Below are 15,171 nucleotides of genomic sequence, written 5' to 3' on the forward strand. Positions count from 1 at the left end.
TGTTTAGTCGCTGTCGTTGTTGTGCTCGGGGTCGAACAGCTGAATTGGCGCGCCCGGCATGATGGTCGAGATCGCGTGCTTATAGACCAGCTGCGACTGGGCATCACGGCGCAGGAGCAGGCAGAAATTGTCGAACCAGGTGATCACACCCTGCAACTTCACGCCATTCACGAGGAAGATCGTGACCGGCACCTTCTGCTTGCGAACGTGATTGAGAAAGGAATCCTGGAGATTTGGTTGCTTATCGCTGGGCATTCAGGCCTCTTATGTCGCGGCATTGCTTGTCGCTGTTGTCGTTGCGATTGCCTGCCGGCCGGCTTTGGAACTGCCGCCCAGTCCCCACCGGCGTGTATTCATCACACAACAGGCACTATGGCACAGATCATTTTTCGTGCCTACCGCACCATGTGCATGTCAGGCCAGAAATTATCAAACGGTTTTCAAAGCCCCAGGGACTTGATTTTACGGTGCAAGGCGCTGCGCTCCATGCCGACAAACTCGGCTGTCTTGGAAATATTGCCACCAAACCGCTCGATCTGGGCCAGCAGATACTGCCGCTCAAATACTTCGCGGGCGTCGCGCAGCGGCAGGCTCATCAGGTGGGCCGAGGCGTCGGTGTCGCCCACCGTGGGCAGCACCTCGCCGATGTCGGACGGCAGCATGGCCGCCGTGATCACCCCATCCTCGGGTTGTTGGTCCTTCATCAGAATCAGCAGCCGCTCGATGGAGTTGCGCAATTGGCGCGCATTGCCGGGCCATTCCTGGGCCTGCAGCACCGCAATGGCGTCGTCACCCACCGTCAGGCGCTGGAGGTTGTGCATGCGGCAGACCTGCTCGATGAACACGGCAACCAGCGGCGGAACGTCTTCGCGCCGCTCCTTGAGCGGGGTCAGCGGCAGCGGAACGATGGAGAGGCGATGGAACAGATCCGAGCGGAATTCGCCGGATTCGATCTGCGCCGCAACATTTTGCGAACTGGAGGCAATGATGCGCACGTCGATCGGCACCGCTTGGGTGCCACCAACGCGATTGAACCGGTTCTCCACCAGCGTGCGTAACAGCAGCGCCTGGGTCTGCGGCGGCAGCGTCGTCACCTCGGAAAGATAGAGCGTGCCACCATGGGCCTTCTCCAGCGCCCCCACCTCGACCTTGAGTATGCCCGTCTTTTCCCGGGCTTCACGGCCGAACAGCACCACCGGGACTTCCTCGGGAGCGTAGAGCGAGGCGTTGATCTCGACAAAGGGGGATTCAGCGCGCGGGCTGCGCTGATGGATCATGCGGGCAACCAGGCCCTTGCCGGCACCGGAAGGCCCGGAGATGAAAATGCGCGAATTGGTCGGCGCGGATTTTTCGATGATGCCGCGCACCTGCTGCAGCGCCGGCGAGGTGCCGACCATGTCCGCGCTCTTGCTCGCCGAGCGTTCCTTGAGCTCTGCCACTTCGCTGCGCAGCCGCGTGGCTTCCATGGCACGCTGGGTGATGTGCAGTAGCCGGTCGATCTTGAAGGGCTTCTCGATATAGTCGTAGGCGCCACGGCGGATGGCCGACACCGCGGTTTCGACATTGCCGTGGCCCGAGATCATCACCACGGGCATGTCGGGGTGCTGGCTCTGGAACACGTCCAATAGCTGCAACCCATCAAGGCGCGAGCCCTGCATCCAGATGTCGAGGAAGACCAGGCTGGGTCGTCGCCGGGCGATCTCGTTGAGCCCGCTATCGGCATCGTGGGCCTGTCGGGCTTCGAACCCTTCGTCCTCGAGGATGCCCGCGATCAGTTCGCGGATGTCGTCTTCGTCGTCAATGATGAGAATATCGAGTGCCATTATTTGTGAACCACCGCCGAGATGAGCGGTTCCTCCTGTTGGGCAGATTTGGACGCCGACTGGTCAGGCGCTTCCGCCGCTGAAGTCTTGGTGGGCGATTGCAATGGAAGTGTGAATGTAACGCAGGCACCGACCCTTCCGTTCGGATCGGGCTCGGCGTCGATGAGCTCGACGATGCCGCCATGCTGTTCGATAATCTTGGCGACGATGGCCAGGCCCAGCCCGGTCCCCTTCTCCCGCGTCGTCATATAGGGCTCCAGCAGGCGCTGGCGATTTTCCTTGGGCCAGCCCTTGCCGTTATCGGACACTGCGACCCGGGCATGGTTGCCTTCGACCTGCGCCTCGACGGTGATCGTCGGGGTCCAGTCCTTGGACATTTCCTCGGTCTCAAAGGCCTCGACGGCATTCTTGATCAGGTTGGTCATCGACTGCGCGATCAGGCGATTGTCGAACCAGGCCAGGATGGCATCCTCAGGCAGCAGGGTACGGATCGTGATCTGCGGCAGGCGTACGCTTTCCAGGAACACGGCTTGCCGGACCGTGTCCGACAGGTCGGCGATTTCCGGCGCCGCTTCGGGCATGCGGGCAAAGGCCGAGAACTCGTCCACCATCCGGCCAATGTCACCAACCTGGCGGACGATGGTATTGATGCACTTGTCGAACACGTCGCGGTCGTCTTCGAGGCGCGCACCGTAGCGGCGGCGGAGGCGTTCGGCGGAAAGCTGGATCGGCGTCAGCGGGTTCTTTATCTCGTGGGCGATACGCCGCGCCACGTCGGCCCAGGCACTGGTGCGCTGCGCCGATTCAAGATCGGTAATATCGTCAAAGGTCAGCACATAGCCTTTGGATTCGGTGATCGAGCCTTCGCGGGTCAGCTGGACCTGATAGGTGCGCCGGTCGGTCTCGTTGCCGAGCTGGATCTGGTCGCGCACCTGTCCGCGACGCGCCGAGCGGGCCCGTTCCAGGGCCGGTGCCAGTTGTGGCATGACCTTTTCGATCGGCTCGCCCATAAGGTCGATTTCCTCGCGGTCGAGCATTTCGCAGGCCCGCGCATTGACCAGGGTGACCGCGCCAAACGGATCCAGTCCGATAATACCGGCCGACACGCCCTCCACCACCGCCTCGGTGAACTGCCGGCGCTTCTCGTTCATCTCGCTGGCGGTCAGCAGAGCCTCGCGCTGGCTCTTGAGCTGCTGCGTCATCCGGTTGAAGCCGTTGGACAGGTCGCGCAGGTCGCCCCTGCCCTCCTGCACCGGCACCTGCACGTCGAGGTCGCCGCTGCTCACGCGGTTCGACGCGATCATCAGGTTTCGGATGGGGTCGACGAACCGGTTGGCCAGCGCGATGCCGATCCACAGCGCCGCCAGCAGCAGCACCACGGCAAGCCCCACATACATGATGGTAAAGGTGATCTGGAACACCAGCCGGTTGGACGCATATTCGCGGTACTCGGAAATGTTCTCGTCCGTGAGCTGCATATATTCGAGCACTTCGGCCTCGACAGGCCGGGCGACGAACAGAAACGTATCGTCATAGCCCCGCAGCTTGATGACGGAACCGACGAGGTTGATCCGGCCGGGCGCAATGGCCGCAGGTATGCCCTCGACGAGCCCCTCGGTAATGCCAGCCGGCAATTGGGGATAGGCCCCCTGCACCGCGATCTGCGCGCGCATCAGGGTTTCACCCTGCGCGTCGACCAGCGAGGTAAAGGGCAAGGATCGGGTCACGGCGAGAGCGGTCAGGATACGTTCGAAACGGTCCCTGTCCTCATCGAAGGTGGCGCGGGCCTGTTCGAGCTCCTCGGCTACCCAGATGATATCGTCGCGCAGGACCTGAGCGTGTTCCAGCATATAGGAGCGCGCCACCAGCCGCGAGCTTTCCACCATGGCGCGGGTGCGCTCGGAGAACCACTGGTCCAGCCCCTGGTTGAGCGCGATGGTGGCGACCACCGCGACAATGGCCGCCGGAATGGCTGCCACCAGCGCGAACATGGTGACCATGCGGATCTGCATGCCCGCGCCGGCCTGGCGCTGCATGCGCGCCTGGAACAGCAGGACAGCCTCAGTGACAACCAGGGCAATAACCAGCAGCACGAGGACGCCTGTGACGATCCAGATGACGGTCCAGACGGTGGTCGAGGGCTCGATATTGGTCGTTCCCGACAGAATCAGGAACGAGATCGACGACATCAGCACGGAAGCCAGGACGACGACGAAGCCGAGAACGCGTAGCGGACGATTGTGGGCAGTCGAAAACAGCGATCGCGCCGGTTTGGGCGCATCGCTGGCGACGCCCTGCCGGGCTTCCTCATTCGCTGTTACTTCACTCATAAATGCCGCAAGGCACTCCATCTCTGCCGCAAGGGGCAGAGCCTGACCCAATTTCGCCGACCCTTCAAGATAATTGTTGCCAAAATGTGACACTGATCGCCACCGCCTTCGGCGGAAAACACACTCGGGCGAGCTCGCAGCGCCGGCACCCGCTGTGCTGAGTCTGCCAGATACTGGACAAGGCACGCGGCAGCAGGCACATCACCTGCCGTCTCTCGAGCAACAGAGTCCACCTTGTCCGCCCCCGCTTCCGCCCGTGTCGAAACCGCCAGCCTCGCCGGCATGGCATTGGGCATCAGCGCCTATTCGCTGTTTGCCGTGCATGACGCCATGATCAAGGCGGTGATCACCGCCCTGCCCGCACCGCAGATCCTGTTCGTGCGCTGCATTGTTATCATTGCGCTGTGTCTCGCCATCGGCCGCAAGGGCGTGGTGGTCGATCTATGGCGCTCGAAAAATCGCATGCTGATCCTCGGTCGGGGCCTCATGACGCTCGCGGCATGGGTCATGTATTACAGCGCAGGGCGAGACCTTCAGCTGGCCGAGATGACGACGCTCTACTATGTCGCGCCGGTGCTGACGACGGTGCTGGCCGTGGTCTTCCTCAAGGAACAGCTGACCCTCGCGCGTGTTGGCGGCGCAGCCATCGGCTTCTTTGGTATTGTCGTTGCCGCCAATCCCAGCGGCTTCACCATTGGCTGGCCGGTGCTGATGGTGCTGGGAGCGGCCTTGTTCTGGGCCGTAGCCATGATCCTGATGCGGACCATATCCAAGAGCGATCGCACGCTGGTGCAGGTCTTCGCCCAGAACCTGATCCAGATTGCAGTGATGGGAGCCGTCTGCCTCCCGTTCTGGCAGGATATGGGGCCTCGCGATATCGTGCTGTGCATTGCGGCCGGACTCGTGGGCGGCATCGGCCAATTCACCCTGGTCGAGGCGGCGCGGGCCGTGCCGGCCAGCGTGCTCGGCACGGTGGAATATGGTGCACTGATGTGGAGCTTCGTGTTCGGCTATCTTTTCTGGGGCGAGATGCCGGCGACGACGGTTTATGTCGGCGCCTTTCTTGTTGTTGCCGCCGGCCTGACGCTCGCCCTGAGCGAGCATCGCAACCGGCGGGAAATCATTGACGCGCCCTAGTTCCGGCGACTGTGCTTGACGATCTCGATGCTGTGCATGCGGATCTTCTTGCGCAGAGTATTGCGGTTGAGCCCAAGCAGGTCAGCGGCCTTGATCTGGTTGCCGCTGCAGGCATTGAGCGCCATGGCGATCAGGGGCGCTTCGACGCGGTCGATGACACGCTGATAGAGGCCAGCGGGCGGCAGGTTGGGCTCATATTCGCGCAACAGCTGCCCGACATGGGTTTCGACGGCCATCGACACATCCATTGGCCCGGCAGCGCCTGGCGCGGACGGACGTTCGGCGATGTTGAGCTCGTTCTGCACGATCTCGGCGGAAATGCTCTCATCGGCATAAAGCGCCGACAGACGCCGCACGAGGTTCTCCAGCTCGCGCACATTGCCCGGCCAGGAATAGTTCTGCATTAGCCGAATGGCTTCGGGCGAGATGGTCTTGACCGGTTCCCCTTCGCGCTGGGCCACGCGCAGGAAATGCGCCGCAAGATCGCCCACGTCGTCGACGCGCTCGCGCAGGGGCGGCAGGCGGATCGGCACGACGTTGAGCCGATAATAGAGGTCCTCGCGGAACAGGCCCTGACGGATCATCTGGCTGAGATCGCGGTGCGTGGCGGCAACGATGCGGACATTGGTCTTGATCGAACTGCGCCCGCCGACCATCGTATATTCGCCTTCCTGCAGCACGCGCAGCAGTCGGGTCTGGGCATCCATCGGCATGTCGCCGATTTCGTCGAGGAACAGCGTGCCGCCCTCGGCCTGCTCGAAACGGCCGGATGAGCGCGTATTGGCGCCGGTAAAGGCGCCCTTCTCATGGCCGAACAGCTCGGCCTCGATCAGATCACGCGGAATGGCGGCCATGTTGATGGCGACGAACGGACCATTGCGGCGCTTGCCGAAGTCATGCAGCGCCCGGGCCACCAGTTCCTTGCCCGTGCCGCTCTCGCCGGTAATCATCACGGTCAAGTCGGTCTGCATCAGCCGCGCGAGAGCGCGGTAGATATCCTGCATGGCTGTGGAGCGCCCCACCAGCGGCATGGTCTCGCCCGGCTCGTCCGCCTTGCGCTCGGCATTGGTCGGCTTTTTGGCATCTGCCAGGGCCCGTGCCACGACCGAGAGCACTTCGGTGATGTCGAAGGGCTTCGGCAGATATTCGTAGGCACCGACTTCCGACGCTCGGATCGCCGTCATGAAGGTATTCTGCGCGCTCATCACGATCATCGGCAGATCGGGGCGCAGCTTCTTGATCTTGGGCATGACCTCGAAGGCATTGCCATCGGGCATGGCGACGTCGGTGATGAGGATATCCCCCTCCCCGCGGCTGATCCAGTTCCACATGGTGGAGATATTACCCGTGGGGCGCACCTCATAGCCGGCGCGCGTCAGGGCCTGATTGAGCACCATGCGGATTGCGGCATCATCATCGGCGAGCAGGACGACATGGCTCATTTCGCCACTTCCTCTTCAATTGGTGTCTGGAAAGCCCCGCTCGCAACGGGAAGGAGTATTCGGAACTTGGTGCGGCCCGGTCGGCTGTCGCAGTCGATGACGCCGCCATGATCACCGACGATCTTGGCCACCAATGCCAGCCCGAGGCCGGAGCCGTTCTGCTTGGTGGTGACAAATGGGTCGAAGAGGAAGGGCAGGATATCAGGCGGAACACCGGGGCCGTTGTCCTCGATGATGATTTCCAGCGGCAACGAGATACGCTCGGACACGCCCATGACGCTGATGCGGATGCCAGGACGGAAGGCGGTTGAGAACTTGATCTCGGGTTTTTGCGTCCGCTCAAGTGCTTCCGAGGCGTTCTTCACCAGGTTCAGGAAGACCTGGATCAGCTGGTCGCGGTTGCCAAAAACTGGCGGCAGCGAAGGGTCATAGTCTTCGGAAAAGGCAATGCCGCGCGCCACGCCATTGCGGGCCAGCAGTTTGACCCGATCCAGCACGACATGGATGTTGATCGGCTCGCGCTCCATCGGGCGCTCGTCGCCGAACACTTCCACGCGGTCGATCAGTCCGACGATCCGGTCCGTCTCCTCACGGATCAACCGGGCCAATGGCACTTCATCACTGGTGACAGTCTGCTCCAGCAGCTGCGCTGCGCCGCGAATGCCCGAGAGCGGATTCTTGATCTCGTGCGCCAGCATGGAGGCGAGGCCGGTCACTGAGCGGGCGGCGCCGCGCGACACCATCTGCCGGTCGATCTTGTCGGCCATGGTCCGCTCCTGGATCAAGAGGGCAACGCGGCCGTCGCTGTCCGACAAGGGGCTGGCAAAGACATCAGCGACCCGTTCGTCCCCAAAGCGCGAGGAACCGACGCGTACCCGGTATTCGGTCATCGGCGCGCGGCGGAGCATAACGGTTTCAACCAGCCCGATAATGGGCGAACCGAAGGCAATGAGATCATCCAGCCGCTGCCGCGTCAGCACACTGAGCGACGCGCCAAAAAACGCCTCGGCGGCATAGTTCACGAAGATGATCTGCCGGTCCTCACCGCAGACAATGATGGGCTGCGGCAGGGCCTGCAGCACCGAAGTCGCGGGAATGGCATTGGCTGCAGTCGGCGCGGTGGCCTCAATCGCACTCATGCTGCCGCCCTTTGCTCGTTGGAAAAGATGGATTCGACCTGACGCAATACGTCCGCGGGCGTTTCGCTGTTGAGCAGCCCGTTGCGCGTCGTCTTGTCGAGCGTCATGCCTGCCGCCTGCATGTACCAGTCGAGATGCTTGCGCGCGGCCCGCAGGCCCACGGCGATGCCGTATTCGGCCAGCATGTCCTCGTAGTGCTCTGCCACGAGAGCGGTCAGTGCCCGGCCCTGCGGCGCTGCCTCGCCGGGCCGCCCGGACAGCCCTGCCCCGATCTGCCCGACGGCCCATGGGCGCCCCTGCGCCCCGCGCCCCAGCATGACCGCGGCCGCGCCGGACTGCTCGAGCGCTACGCGCGCCGATTCCAGGTCCACAATGTCGCCATTGACCACCACCGGCACGTCGACCGCCTCGACCACGGCCCGCACCAGTTCCCAGCGCGCACTGCCCTTATAGAACTGCTGGCGCGTGCGACCATGCACGGTGATCATCTGCACGCCGGCATCGACCGCGCGCCGGGCCATTTCAGGCGCATTGAGGCTCTCATCATCCCAACCCAGCCGCATCTTAACGGTGACCGGCAGCGGCGTCGCCTTCACCACGGCCTCGATCAGGGTCATGGCGTGGTCGGGCACGCGCATCAGCGCCGAGCCGGAATAGCCATTGGTGACCCGCTTGGCCGGGCAGCCAAAATTGATGTCGATGATGTCGGCACCAGCATCCTGCGCAATGCGCGCACCGCGATCCATCCACTCGGCTTCGCAGCCGGCCAACTGCACCATATGCGGCAGCGTGTTTGGGCGGCCCAGCTTGCGCGCCATTTCCTGGTTGCCGACCGCCAGGGCATTGCTGGCAATCATCTCGGATACCACCATGCCTGCGCCAAACCGTTCGGCCATCTTGCGGAATGGCCGATCGGTGATTCCGGCCATCGGTGCCAGGAAAGCACTGTTGCGAACCACGTGGTTCCCGATGCTCAACTTGCAGGCACCCTCAGACACTAACTGCCCCAGAAATGGTCATTTTCGGAATAATGCCTGCACAATAGTCAAAACCACCACGCGTGCAACACCTTATGTGGTGAATACCGGGGGTCGGCTGCCCTGCACTTGCCGCATGACATGGCGGGCGCTAGACCACGCTGATGTGACGGTTTCAAGTCTTGAGTAGTCGTTCTTCATGCGTCCAAAATCCATTGCCGTCATCATCGTCGCCGCCGGCAGAGGCGAGCGCGCCAGCGCCGGCGGCTCCAGCGAGCCCAAGCAGTACCGGCCGATTGCAGGCGTTCCCATGCTGGCCCGGACGACGCGCGCCTTTCTTGCCGTGCCGGACGTGACGCATGTGGTGACGGTCATCCACGCCGACCACGCCCAGCGCCCCGCCGCGCTTGGCCTTTCCGATGCCAGGCTGATGGAACCTGTGACGGGCGGCGAAACCCGTCAGGCCTCTGTGCTCGCGGGTCTTCAGGCGCTGGCGCCACTGCGACCCGATCTGGTGCTCATCCAGGACGCCGCTCGACCCTTTGTGACGCCCAAGGTCATTGGCGACGTCATTGAAGCGCTGAAGCACAATGACGGCGCCCTGCCCGCCTTGCCGATCACCGACACCATAAAGCGCTCCGCTGATGGCCAGCAGGTGACGACAACCGAGGACCGCAATCAGCTCTTTGCAGCGCAGACGCCCCAGGGATTCCGCTTCGGCCAGATCTTTTCCGCCCATATGCGGGCATCGACCATCCGCCGGCAGTTCACCGATGACGCTGAGATCGCCGAGTGGGCCGGGCTGCAGGTCGCGCTGGTTCCCGGCGACCGCAACAACATCAAGCTGACCCATCCCGAGGATTTCGCCCGGGGCGAACGTATTATCTCTGGAGATCAGGCCATGGAAACCCGCGTGGGTACAGGCTTCGACGTGCACCCCTTCGAGCCCGGCAATGCCGTGTGGCTGGGCGGCGTGCGCATTCCCCACGACAAGAAGCTCAAGGGACACTCGGATGCCGATGTCGCGTTGCATGCCCTGACTGACGCCATCCTGGGCGCCATTGGCGAGGGCGATATCGGCGTGCATTTCCCGCCATCCGATATGCAGTGGCGCGGCGCCGCGTCGACGGTATTCCTCAAGCATGCTGGCGGACTTGTTGCCAAGGCCGGTGGTCGAATCGTCAATCTCGACGTGACAATCGTCTGCGAAGCGCCGAGGATTGCAGCGCACGTGCCGGCCATGCAGGCTGTCATTGGCGAAACGCTTGGAATCGCGACCACAAGAATCGCGGTCAAAGCGACAACGAGTGAGCAGCTCGGGTTTACCGGGCGGGAGGAAGGTATCGTGGCCATGGCCAGTGCAAGCATTGAAATGCCGAGGGGGGATTGATGGCAGCCAAGGGTGCGCCCGATCCGGGCAAGCAGATCATCAAGATACTGACCGAGAAGCAGCAGACCATTGTGACCGCCGAAAGCTGCACCGGCGGCATGATCGCCGCGGCGCTGACCGACATTCCCGGCGCATCGGCGGCGGTCTATGGCGGCTATGTCACCTATGCCAATGCCGCCAAGTCTCGCATGATCCATGTGCAGGCCCGTCTGATCCGCGACTATGGCGCGGTTTCCAACCAGGTGGCGCGCGCCATGGCCGATGGCGCCCGCAATACGGCACGGGCCGACTTTGCCGTGGCGGTCACCGGCATTGCGGGACCCGACGGCGGCAGCGAGAAAAAACCCGTGGGGCTGGTCTATGTGGCTGTGTCCTCAGAGCTGGCGACGGTGGTTATCGAGCACCGCTTTGGCGCGCTGAGCCGCGACGAAATTCGCAAGGCCAGCGTCAGCGCGGCGCTCGATCTGGTGCTGCAGGTGCTGACCAGCGATCAGGTCTAGGCTTGGGTCGTTAACCCGGCGCGCCACGACGCTCAGTCGCCAAAACGGCGATCGGCCTCGTCAATGAAGGCCTGCATGATCTCGTCCTGCTTGGCCGCGAAGGCCGGTTCGGCCACGGCGGCGATGAACGGATTGGAGATCTTGAAGTCGATCTCGAAGCGCACCCGTGTCCCCATGCCCTCTGGCTCGAAGCTCCACACGCTATCGAGATAGGCAAACGGACCATCCACGGCCTTGGCCGTGATCGTCAGCTTCTCCGCATCGACCGCTACGCGGCTGGTATAGGCTTGCGTTACCGGGCCGAAATACAGCGTCATCCGGGCCAGGCGAACGTCGCTGTCGCCGGCGGTGGGGTCCTTGCGAACCTCCATGGCCTTGCAGTTGGGAACAAAGCGCGGGTAGTCGCCCAGATCGGCAACAACCTCGAACATGCGCCGTGGCAAATGCGGGACGTGCCGCTCGAAGAAACGCTTCATCAGTGACCGAGCTTTGCCATCCGGGCAGACTTGAGCCGGGCGAAGTCCTCGCCGGCATGGTGGGAGGATCGGGTGAGCGGGCTGGAAGAAACCAGGCCGAACCCCTTGGCCATGGCCACCGTGGCGTAGGACTTGAACTCGTCCGGCGTCACGAAGCGGATCAGCGGCGTATGCTTCTTGGTCGGCTGCAGATACTGACCGATGGTAAGGAAATCCACATCGGCTGAACGCAGATCATCCATAAGCTGGAGCACTTCGTTCCGCTCTTCGCCCAGGCCCACCATGATGCCCGACTTGGTGAACATGGTCGGATCGAGTTCCTTGACCTTCTGCAGCAGCCGGATCGAATGGAAGTAGCGGGCGCCGGGGCGCACCTTGAGATACTTGGATGGCACCGTCTCGAGATTGTGGTTGAACACATCGGGCTTGGCCGCGACGACGATCTCCAGCGCACCGTCCTTGCGCAGGAAGTCCGGCGTCAGGATTTCGATGGTCGTGCGTGGGTTGAGGGCGCGGATGGCCAGGATGACATCGGCGAAATGCTGCGCGCCGCCATCTGCAAGATCGTCGCGGTCCACCGAGGTGATGACGACGTGCTCTAGGCCCAGCTTCTGCACGGCCTGGGCGACGCGCTCGGGCTCGTTGGCGTCGAGCGGCCCCGGCAGGCCTGTGCGCACATTGCAGAAGGCGCAGGCGCGCGTACAGATCTCGCCCATGATCATGAAGGTCGCGTGCTTCTTGCTCCAGCACTCACCGATATTGGGGCAGCCGGCTTCCTCGCAGACGGTGACTAGATTGTTCTCGCGCACGATCTGCTGGGTCTCCTTGTAGATCGGCGATCCCGGCGCCTTGACGCGGATCCAGTCCGGCTTGCGCAGCACCACGCTGTCTGGCCGATTGGCCTTTTCCGGATGGCGTGGCTTGAGCGCGGAATTATCGATCAGAGTGACCAAGGGATGTCCTGACTAATAGGTATGATCGCTAGGCGATCAGCCGTGCCAGCAGCACGACAAGGATGGCGCCGACCGTCGAGGTCACGATCTGGCGGACCAGATCGTTGCGAATCCCAAGTTCGATCCGCAGCGCCGTGAACAGATACCCTCCCACGAATGACCCGATCACCCCGCTGATGAGGTAGGTGATGAGCCCCCCGCCTCCGACGATCAGGCTGGCGAGAAATCCCGCCACAATGCCGATGCCCAGGAAGACCAGGATCGCCCGATTGTTGTTGCCACCCATGGTGAACCCGCCGCCCGCAGTTTGCCGTTCCGGTAGTGCCATTCTTTGCGCCCTCTCAAACTCTCCGCGAGATATTGCCTCTCGCGCAGTGTCCTTCAAGCCCCTGCCCCCATCGCGCAGCCGACGGGGCCCACGACGATCACGACGATAGCACCAATCGTCTGCTCACTGCAGCACCTCCGCCAGCTCGACCCATTCGCCGTTTCGCGAAGCCGACAGGATCGTTGCCTGCACCAGCGCCAGCGAGTGCAGGTTGTCTTCACCCGAGCTGAAGCGGGCGGGCACCGTTCCGGTTTCGATGACCCTGGCGACGGAAGCCAGTGTGCCAACACGATCCGTGTGCTCAAGTACCGGCAGCGCCAGCGGCTCGGGCTTGCCGTCGAGCGGCTGCAGCGTCACCCGGTCAGGCCCGGCCTTGCCCATGAAGTGGTCGCGCGAGGTCCAGAGAATTTGCCCTTCCGAGCAATCCATGACCCATTCGCCCGCCCAGGGCGTCACCGGCCCGCTGCTCATCCAGCTGCCACGGTAGGACACGATGGTCCCCTTCTCGAATTCCAGTGTCGCAACGCCGATCGGGTGATGGCCGAACGGGCTCGCCGGGGAGTTCCAGGTGCGGCATGAAACGCGTTTTGGATTATCTCCCAGCACCATGCGCATCAGATCGAAATGGTGGATCGACATGTCGGCGAGGAGCGGATCGGGCATGTCCCAATAGCGATAGCCCTGCGTCGGCGCATGGCGCCGGAAGTCGATGGAGACCAGGTTCACCGGGCCAAACCGCTGCGCGCCGATCAGCTCGGCCGCCACGATGGGGGCCGGCTGGTGACGATAGTTCTGGCTCACCATCAGCACCCGGCCAGTCTCCTTGGCCAGGGCGACCAGTTCCTTGGCCTGGGCAATGGTCGAGGCAAATGGCTTTTCGACGATCACGCTGAGCCCGAGCTCGAGGCAACGCTTGACCACAGGGTAATGCGCCTCGGTCCGCAGGGTGCAGATCGCGAGCTCCGCTTCCGATGCCTTCATCGCCTCTTCGAGGCTGAGGAAACACAGGCTCTCCGCGATCCCGAGTTCGGTCTGGACCCGCTGGATGGCCTCGGGATTGGAATCCACATAGCCCACCATCTGAACATTGGGAACTTTGGGGATAACGTCCTTGGTCCAGCTGGAACCCCAGTGTCCCAGGCCGACCTGTATTGCCTTGACCATGTGGATAACTCCTTGAAAAGCTGTGATCTGGTTGTGGAAAAGCCGCGCGCTACATGTTCAGCGCGCGGCCATATGCGTCCAGAACGCTTTCCTTCATGGTTTCGCTCAATGTCGGGTGCGGGAAGATCGTGTGGATCAGCTCTTCCTCGGTCGTTTCGAGGTTCATGGCGATCACGAAACCCTGGATCAGCTCGGTAACTTCCGCGCCCACCAGGTGGGCGCCGAGCAGTTCGCCAGTCTTGGCGTCGAAGATGGTCTTGACCAGCCCGTCCGGCTCGCCCAGCGCAATGGCCTTGCCATTGCCGATAAAGGGGAAGCGGCCGACCTTGATCTCACGCCCGGATTCCTTGGCTTTTGCCTCGGTCAGGCCGACGCTGGCGACTTGCGGTTCGCAATAGGTGCAGCCGGGAACCTTGGTTTTGTCGAGGCCATGCACCTTGAGGCCGGCGATCTTTTCGACGGTGATCACGGCTTCATGCTCGGCCTTGTGGGCCAGCATGGGTGGGCCGGCAACGTCGCCAATGGCCCAGATTCCCTCGACATTTGTCTTGCCATAGGCGTCGATGACGATGGCGCCGCGCTCGGTCTTGACGCCGACAGTCTCGAGGCCAAGGCCTTCGATATTGCACTGAACGCCGACTGCCGAGATCAGTTTCTCGCCCGAAACTTGCAGCTTGCTGCCGTCTTTCTGCAAGACATCTGCCGTTATGCCGGCACTTGTCTTGCTGACTTTCTCGACTTTCGCATCGGTCAGGATCTTGATGCCGCGCTTTTCGAGACGCTTGCGAGCAAGGCCCGCGATTTCGGCATCTTCAACCGGCATGATCTGCGGCAGCAGTTCGATGATCGTGACCTCGGCGCCCATGGAGCGATAGAAGGAGGCGAACTCGACGCCGATGGCGCCCGAGCCCATTACCACCAGACTCTTCGGCATGGCGGCCGGCTTCATTGCCTCGAAATAGGTCCAGACCTTGTCGCCATCGGGCTCGATGCCGGGCAGCACGCGCGGGCGGGCGCCAGTGGCGATGATGATGTTCTTGGCCTTGTAGGTCCCCTCGCCCAGCGCGTTCTTGGGCACCGGCCCCTGCGGCTGCACGATGGCCTTCTTGGTCGGCGCGACCTTGACCTCGCCCGGCTTGGTGATGACGGCCTCGCCCCAGATGATGTCGACCTTGTTCTTCTTCATCAAGAACTGGACGCCATTGTTCATCTGCGCCGCAATGGCGCGGCTGCGCTTCACCACGCCGTCGATGTCGAAGCCGAACTTTTCGGCCGTCAGGCCATAGTCCTTGGCGTGGCTCATATGGCCGTAGATCTCGGCCGAGCGCAGCAGCGCCTTGGTGGGAATGCAGCCCCAGTTGGAGCAGATGCCCGCCATGTGCTCGCGCTCGATAATGCCCACCTTCATGCCGAGCTGCGCGCCGCGAATGGCGGCAATATAGCCGCCGGGACCGGCGCCGATGACGAGAAGGTCGTATTGGTCAGCCATTTGGGCCTCCGAAAAGTCTATTG

At 62.7% G+C, this 15,171-nt stretch carries 14 protein-coding genes; 3 read left to right on the top strand and 11 right to left on the bottom strand.

Features of this window, described 5'->3' with window-relative positions:
* Positions 1–3: 3 nt before the first annotated feature.
* The 3 genes from hfq to ACLI1C_RS09805 form a co-directional block, all read right to left on the bottom strand.
* Positions 4–255: an RNA chaperone Hfq gene (gene hfq, locus ACLI1C_RS09795; protein WP_411396673.1), complete on the bottom strand. Its 252-nt coding sequence runs from the start codon at positions 253–255 to the stop codon at positions 4–6.
* 185 nt (positions 256–440) lie between these two features.
* On the bottom strand, positions 441–1,823 hold the full coding sequence (locus ACLI1C_RS09800) for a sigma-54-dependent transcriptional regulator (protein ID WP_411396674.1): 1,383 nt from the start codon (positions 1,821–1,823) through the stop codon (positions 441–443).
* A complete protein-coding gene (locus ACLI1C_RS09805) occupies positions 1,823–4,153 on the bottom strand; it encodes an ATP-binding protein (protein WP_411396675.1) in 2,331 nt (776 codons plus the stop codon). Before ACLI1C_RS09805 ends, ACLI1C_RS09800 begins: the two co-directional genes overlap by 1 nt.
* Before the next feature lie 234 nt (positions 4,154–4,387).
* Here ACLI1C_RS09805 and ACLI1C_RS09810 point away from each other — a divergent pair, with 234 nt between their 5' ends.
* Positions 4,388–5,290 carry a DMT family transporter gene (locus ACLI1C_RS09810; RefSeq protein WP_411396676.1) on the top strand — a complete coding sequence of 301 codons (903 nt, stop codon included), beginning with the start codon at positions 4,388–4,390 and terminating at the stop codon, positions 5,288–5,290.
* On the opposite strand, the gene ntrC is transcribed toward ACLI1C_RS09810, so the two are convergent.
* The 3 genes from ntrC to dusB are packed head-to-tail and all read right to left on the bottom strand — an operon-like array spanning position 5,287 to position 8,830.
* Positions 5,287–6,732 carry a nitrogen regulation protein NR(I) gene (gene ntrC / locus ACLI1C_RS09815; RefSeq protein WP_411396677.1) on the bottom strand — a complete coding sequence of 482 codons (1,446 nt, stop codon included), beginning with the start codon at positions 6,730–6,732 and terminating at the stop codon, positions 5,287–5,289. The two genes, ACLI1C_RS09810 and ntrC, sit on opposite strands and share 4 nt — an antisense overlap.
* Entirely contained in the window at positions 6,729–7,871 is a 1,143-nt protein-coding gene (locus ACLI1C_RS09820; protein WP_411396678.1) for a two-component system sensor histidine kinase NtrB, read from the bottom strand. The genes ntrC and ACLI1C_RS09820 overlap by 4 nt, the downstream gene beginning before the upstream one ends.
* Positions 7,868–8,830, bottom strand: coding sequence for a tRNA dihydrouridine synthase DusB (gene dusB / locus ACLI1C_RS09825; RefSeq protein ID WP_411396679.1), 963 nt, complete (start codon positions 8,828–8,830; stop codon positions 7,868–7,870). The genes ACLI1C_RS09820 and dusB overlap by 4 nt, the downstream gene beginning before the upstream one ends.
* A gap of 217 nt (positions 8,831–9,047) precedes the next feature.
* Between dusB and ACLI1C_RS09830 the strand changes: the two genes are divergently transcribed.
* Together ACLI1C_RS09830 and ACLI1C_RS09835 are read left to right on the top strand one after the other, a co-directional pair.
* A complete protein-coding gene (locus tag ACLI1C_RS09830; RefSeq protein WP_411396680.1) occupies positions 9,048–10,238 on the top strand; it encodes a bifunctional 2-C-methyl-D-erythritol 4-phosphate cytidylyltransferase/2-C-methyl-D-erythritol 2,4-cyclodiphosphate synthase in 1,191 nt (396 codons plus the stop codon).
* On the top strand, positions 10,238–10,738 hold the full coding sequence (locus tag ACLI1C_RS09835) for a CinA family protein (RefSeq protein WP_411396681.1): 501 nt from the start codon (positions 10,238–10,240) through the stop codon (positions 10,736–10,738). The genes ACLI1C_RS09830 and ACLI1C_RS09835 overlap by 1 nt, the downstream gene beginning before the upstream one ends.
* A 32-nt stretch (positions 10,739–10,770) precedes the next feature.
* Here ACLI1C_RS09835 and ACLI1C_RS09840 read toward each other — a convergent pair whose 3' ends face one another.
* The 5 genes from ACLI1C_RS09840 to lpdA all read right to left on the bottom strand — a co-directional run bounded on the left by ACLI1C_RS09840 (position 10,771) and on the right by lpdA (position 15,148).
* On the bottom strand, positions 10,771–11,214 hold the full coding sequence (locus ACLI1C_RS09840; RefSeq protein WP_411396682.1) for a type II toxin-antitoxin system RatA family toxin: 444 nt from the start codon (positions 11,212–11,214) through the stop codon (positions 10,771–10,773).
* Positions 11,214–12,167 (bottom strand): lipoyl synthase, encoded by a 954-nt coding sequence (lipA, locus tag ACLI1C_RS09845; RefSeq protein ID WP_411396683.1) that lies wholly within the window; start codon positions 12,165–12,167, stop codon positions 11,214–11,216. Before lipA ends, ACLI1C_RS09840 begins: the two co-directional genes overlap by 1 nt.
* Positions 12,168–12,195: 28 nt before the next feature.
* Complete coding sequence (locus ACLI1C_RS09850) at positions 12,196–12,453, bottom strand: GlsB/YeaQ/YmgE family stress response membrane protein (RefSeq protein WP_411398288.1); 258 nt, start codon at positions 12,451–12,453, stop codon at positions 12,196–12,198.
* A gap of 165 nt (positions 12,454–12,618) precedes the next feature.
* Entirely contained in the window at positions 12,619–13,659 is a 1,041-nt protein-coding gene (locus ACLI1C_RS09855; RefSeq protein ID WP_411396684.1) for a Gfo/Idh/MocA family protein, read from the bottom strand.
* 49 nt (positions 13,660–13,708) lie between these two features.
* Complete coding sequence (lpdA, locus tag ACLI1C_RS09860; RefSeq protein ID WP_411396685.1) at positions 13,709–15,148, bottom strand: dihydrolipoyl dehydrogenase; 1,440 nt, start codon at positions 15,146–15,148, stop codon at positions 13,709–13,711.
* Between the last annotated feature and the right edge of the window lie 23 nt (positions 15,149–15,171).

Source organism: Devosia sp. XGJD_8, from assembly GCF_046614475.1.
Lineage (GTDB): Bacteria > Pseudomonadota > Alphaproteobacteria > Rhizobiales > Devosiaceae > Devosia.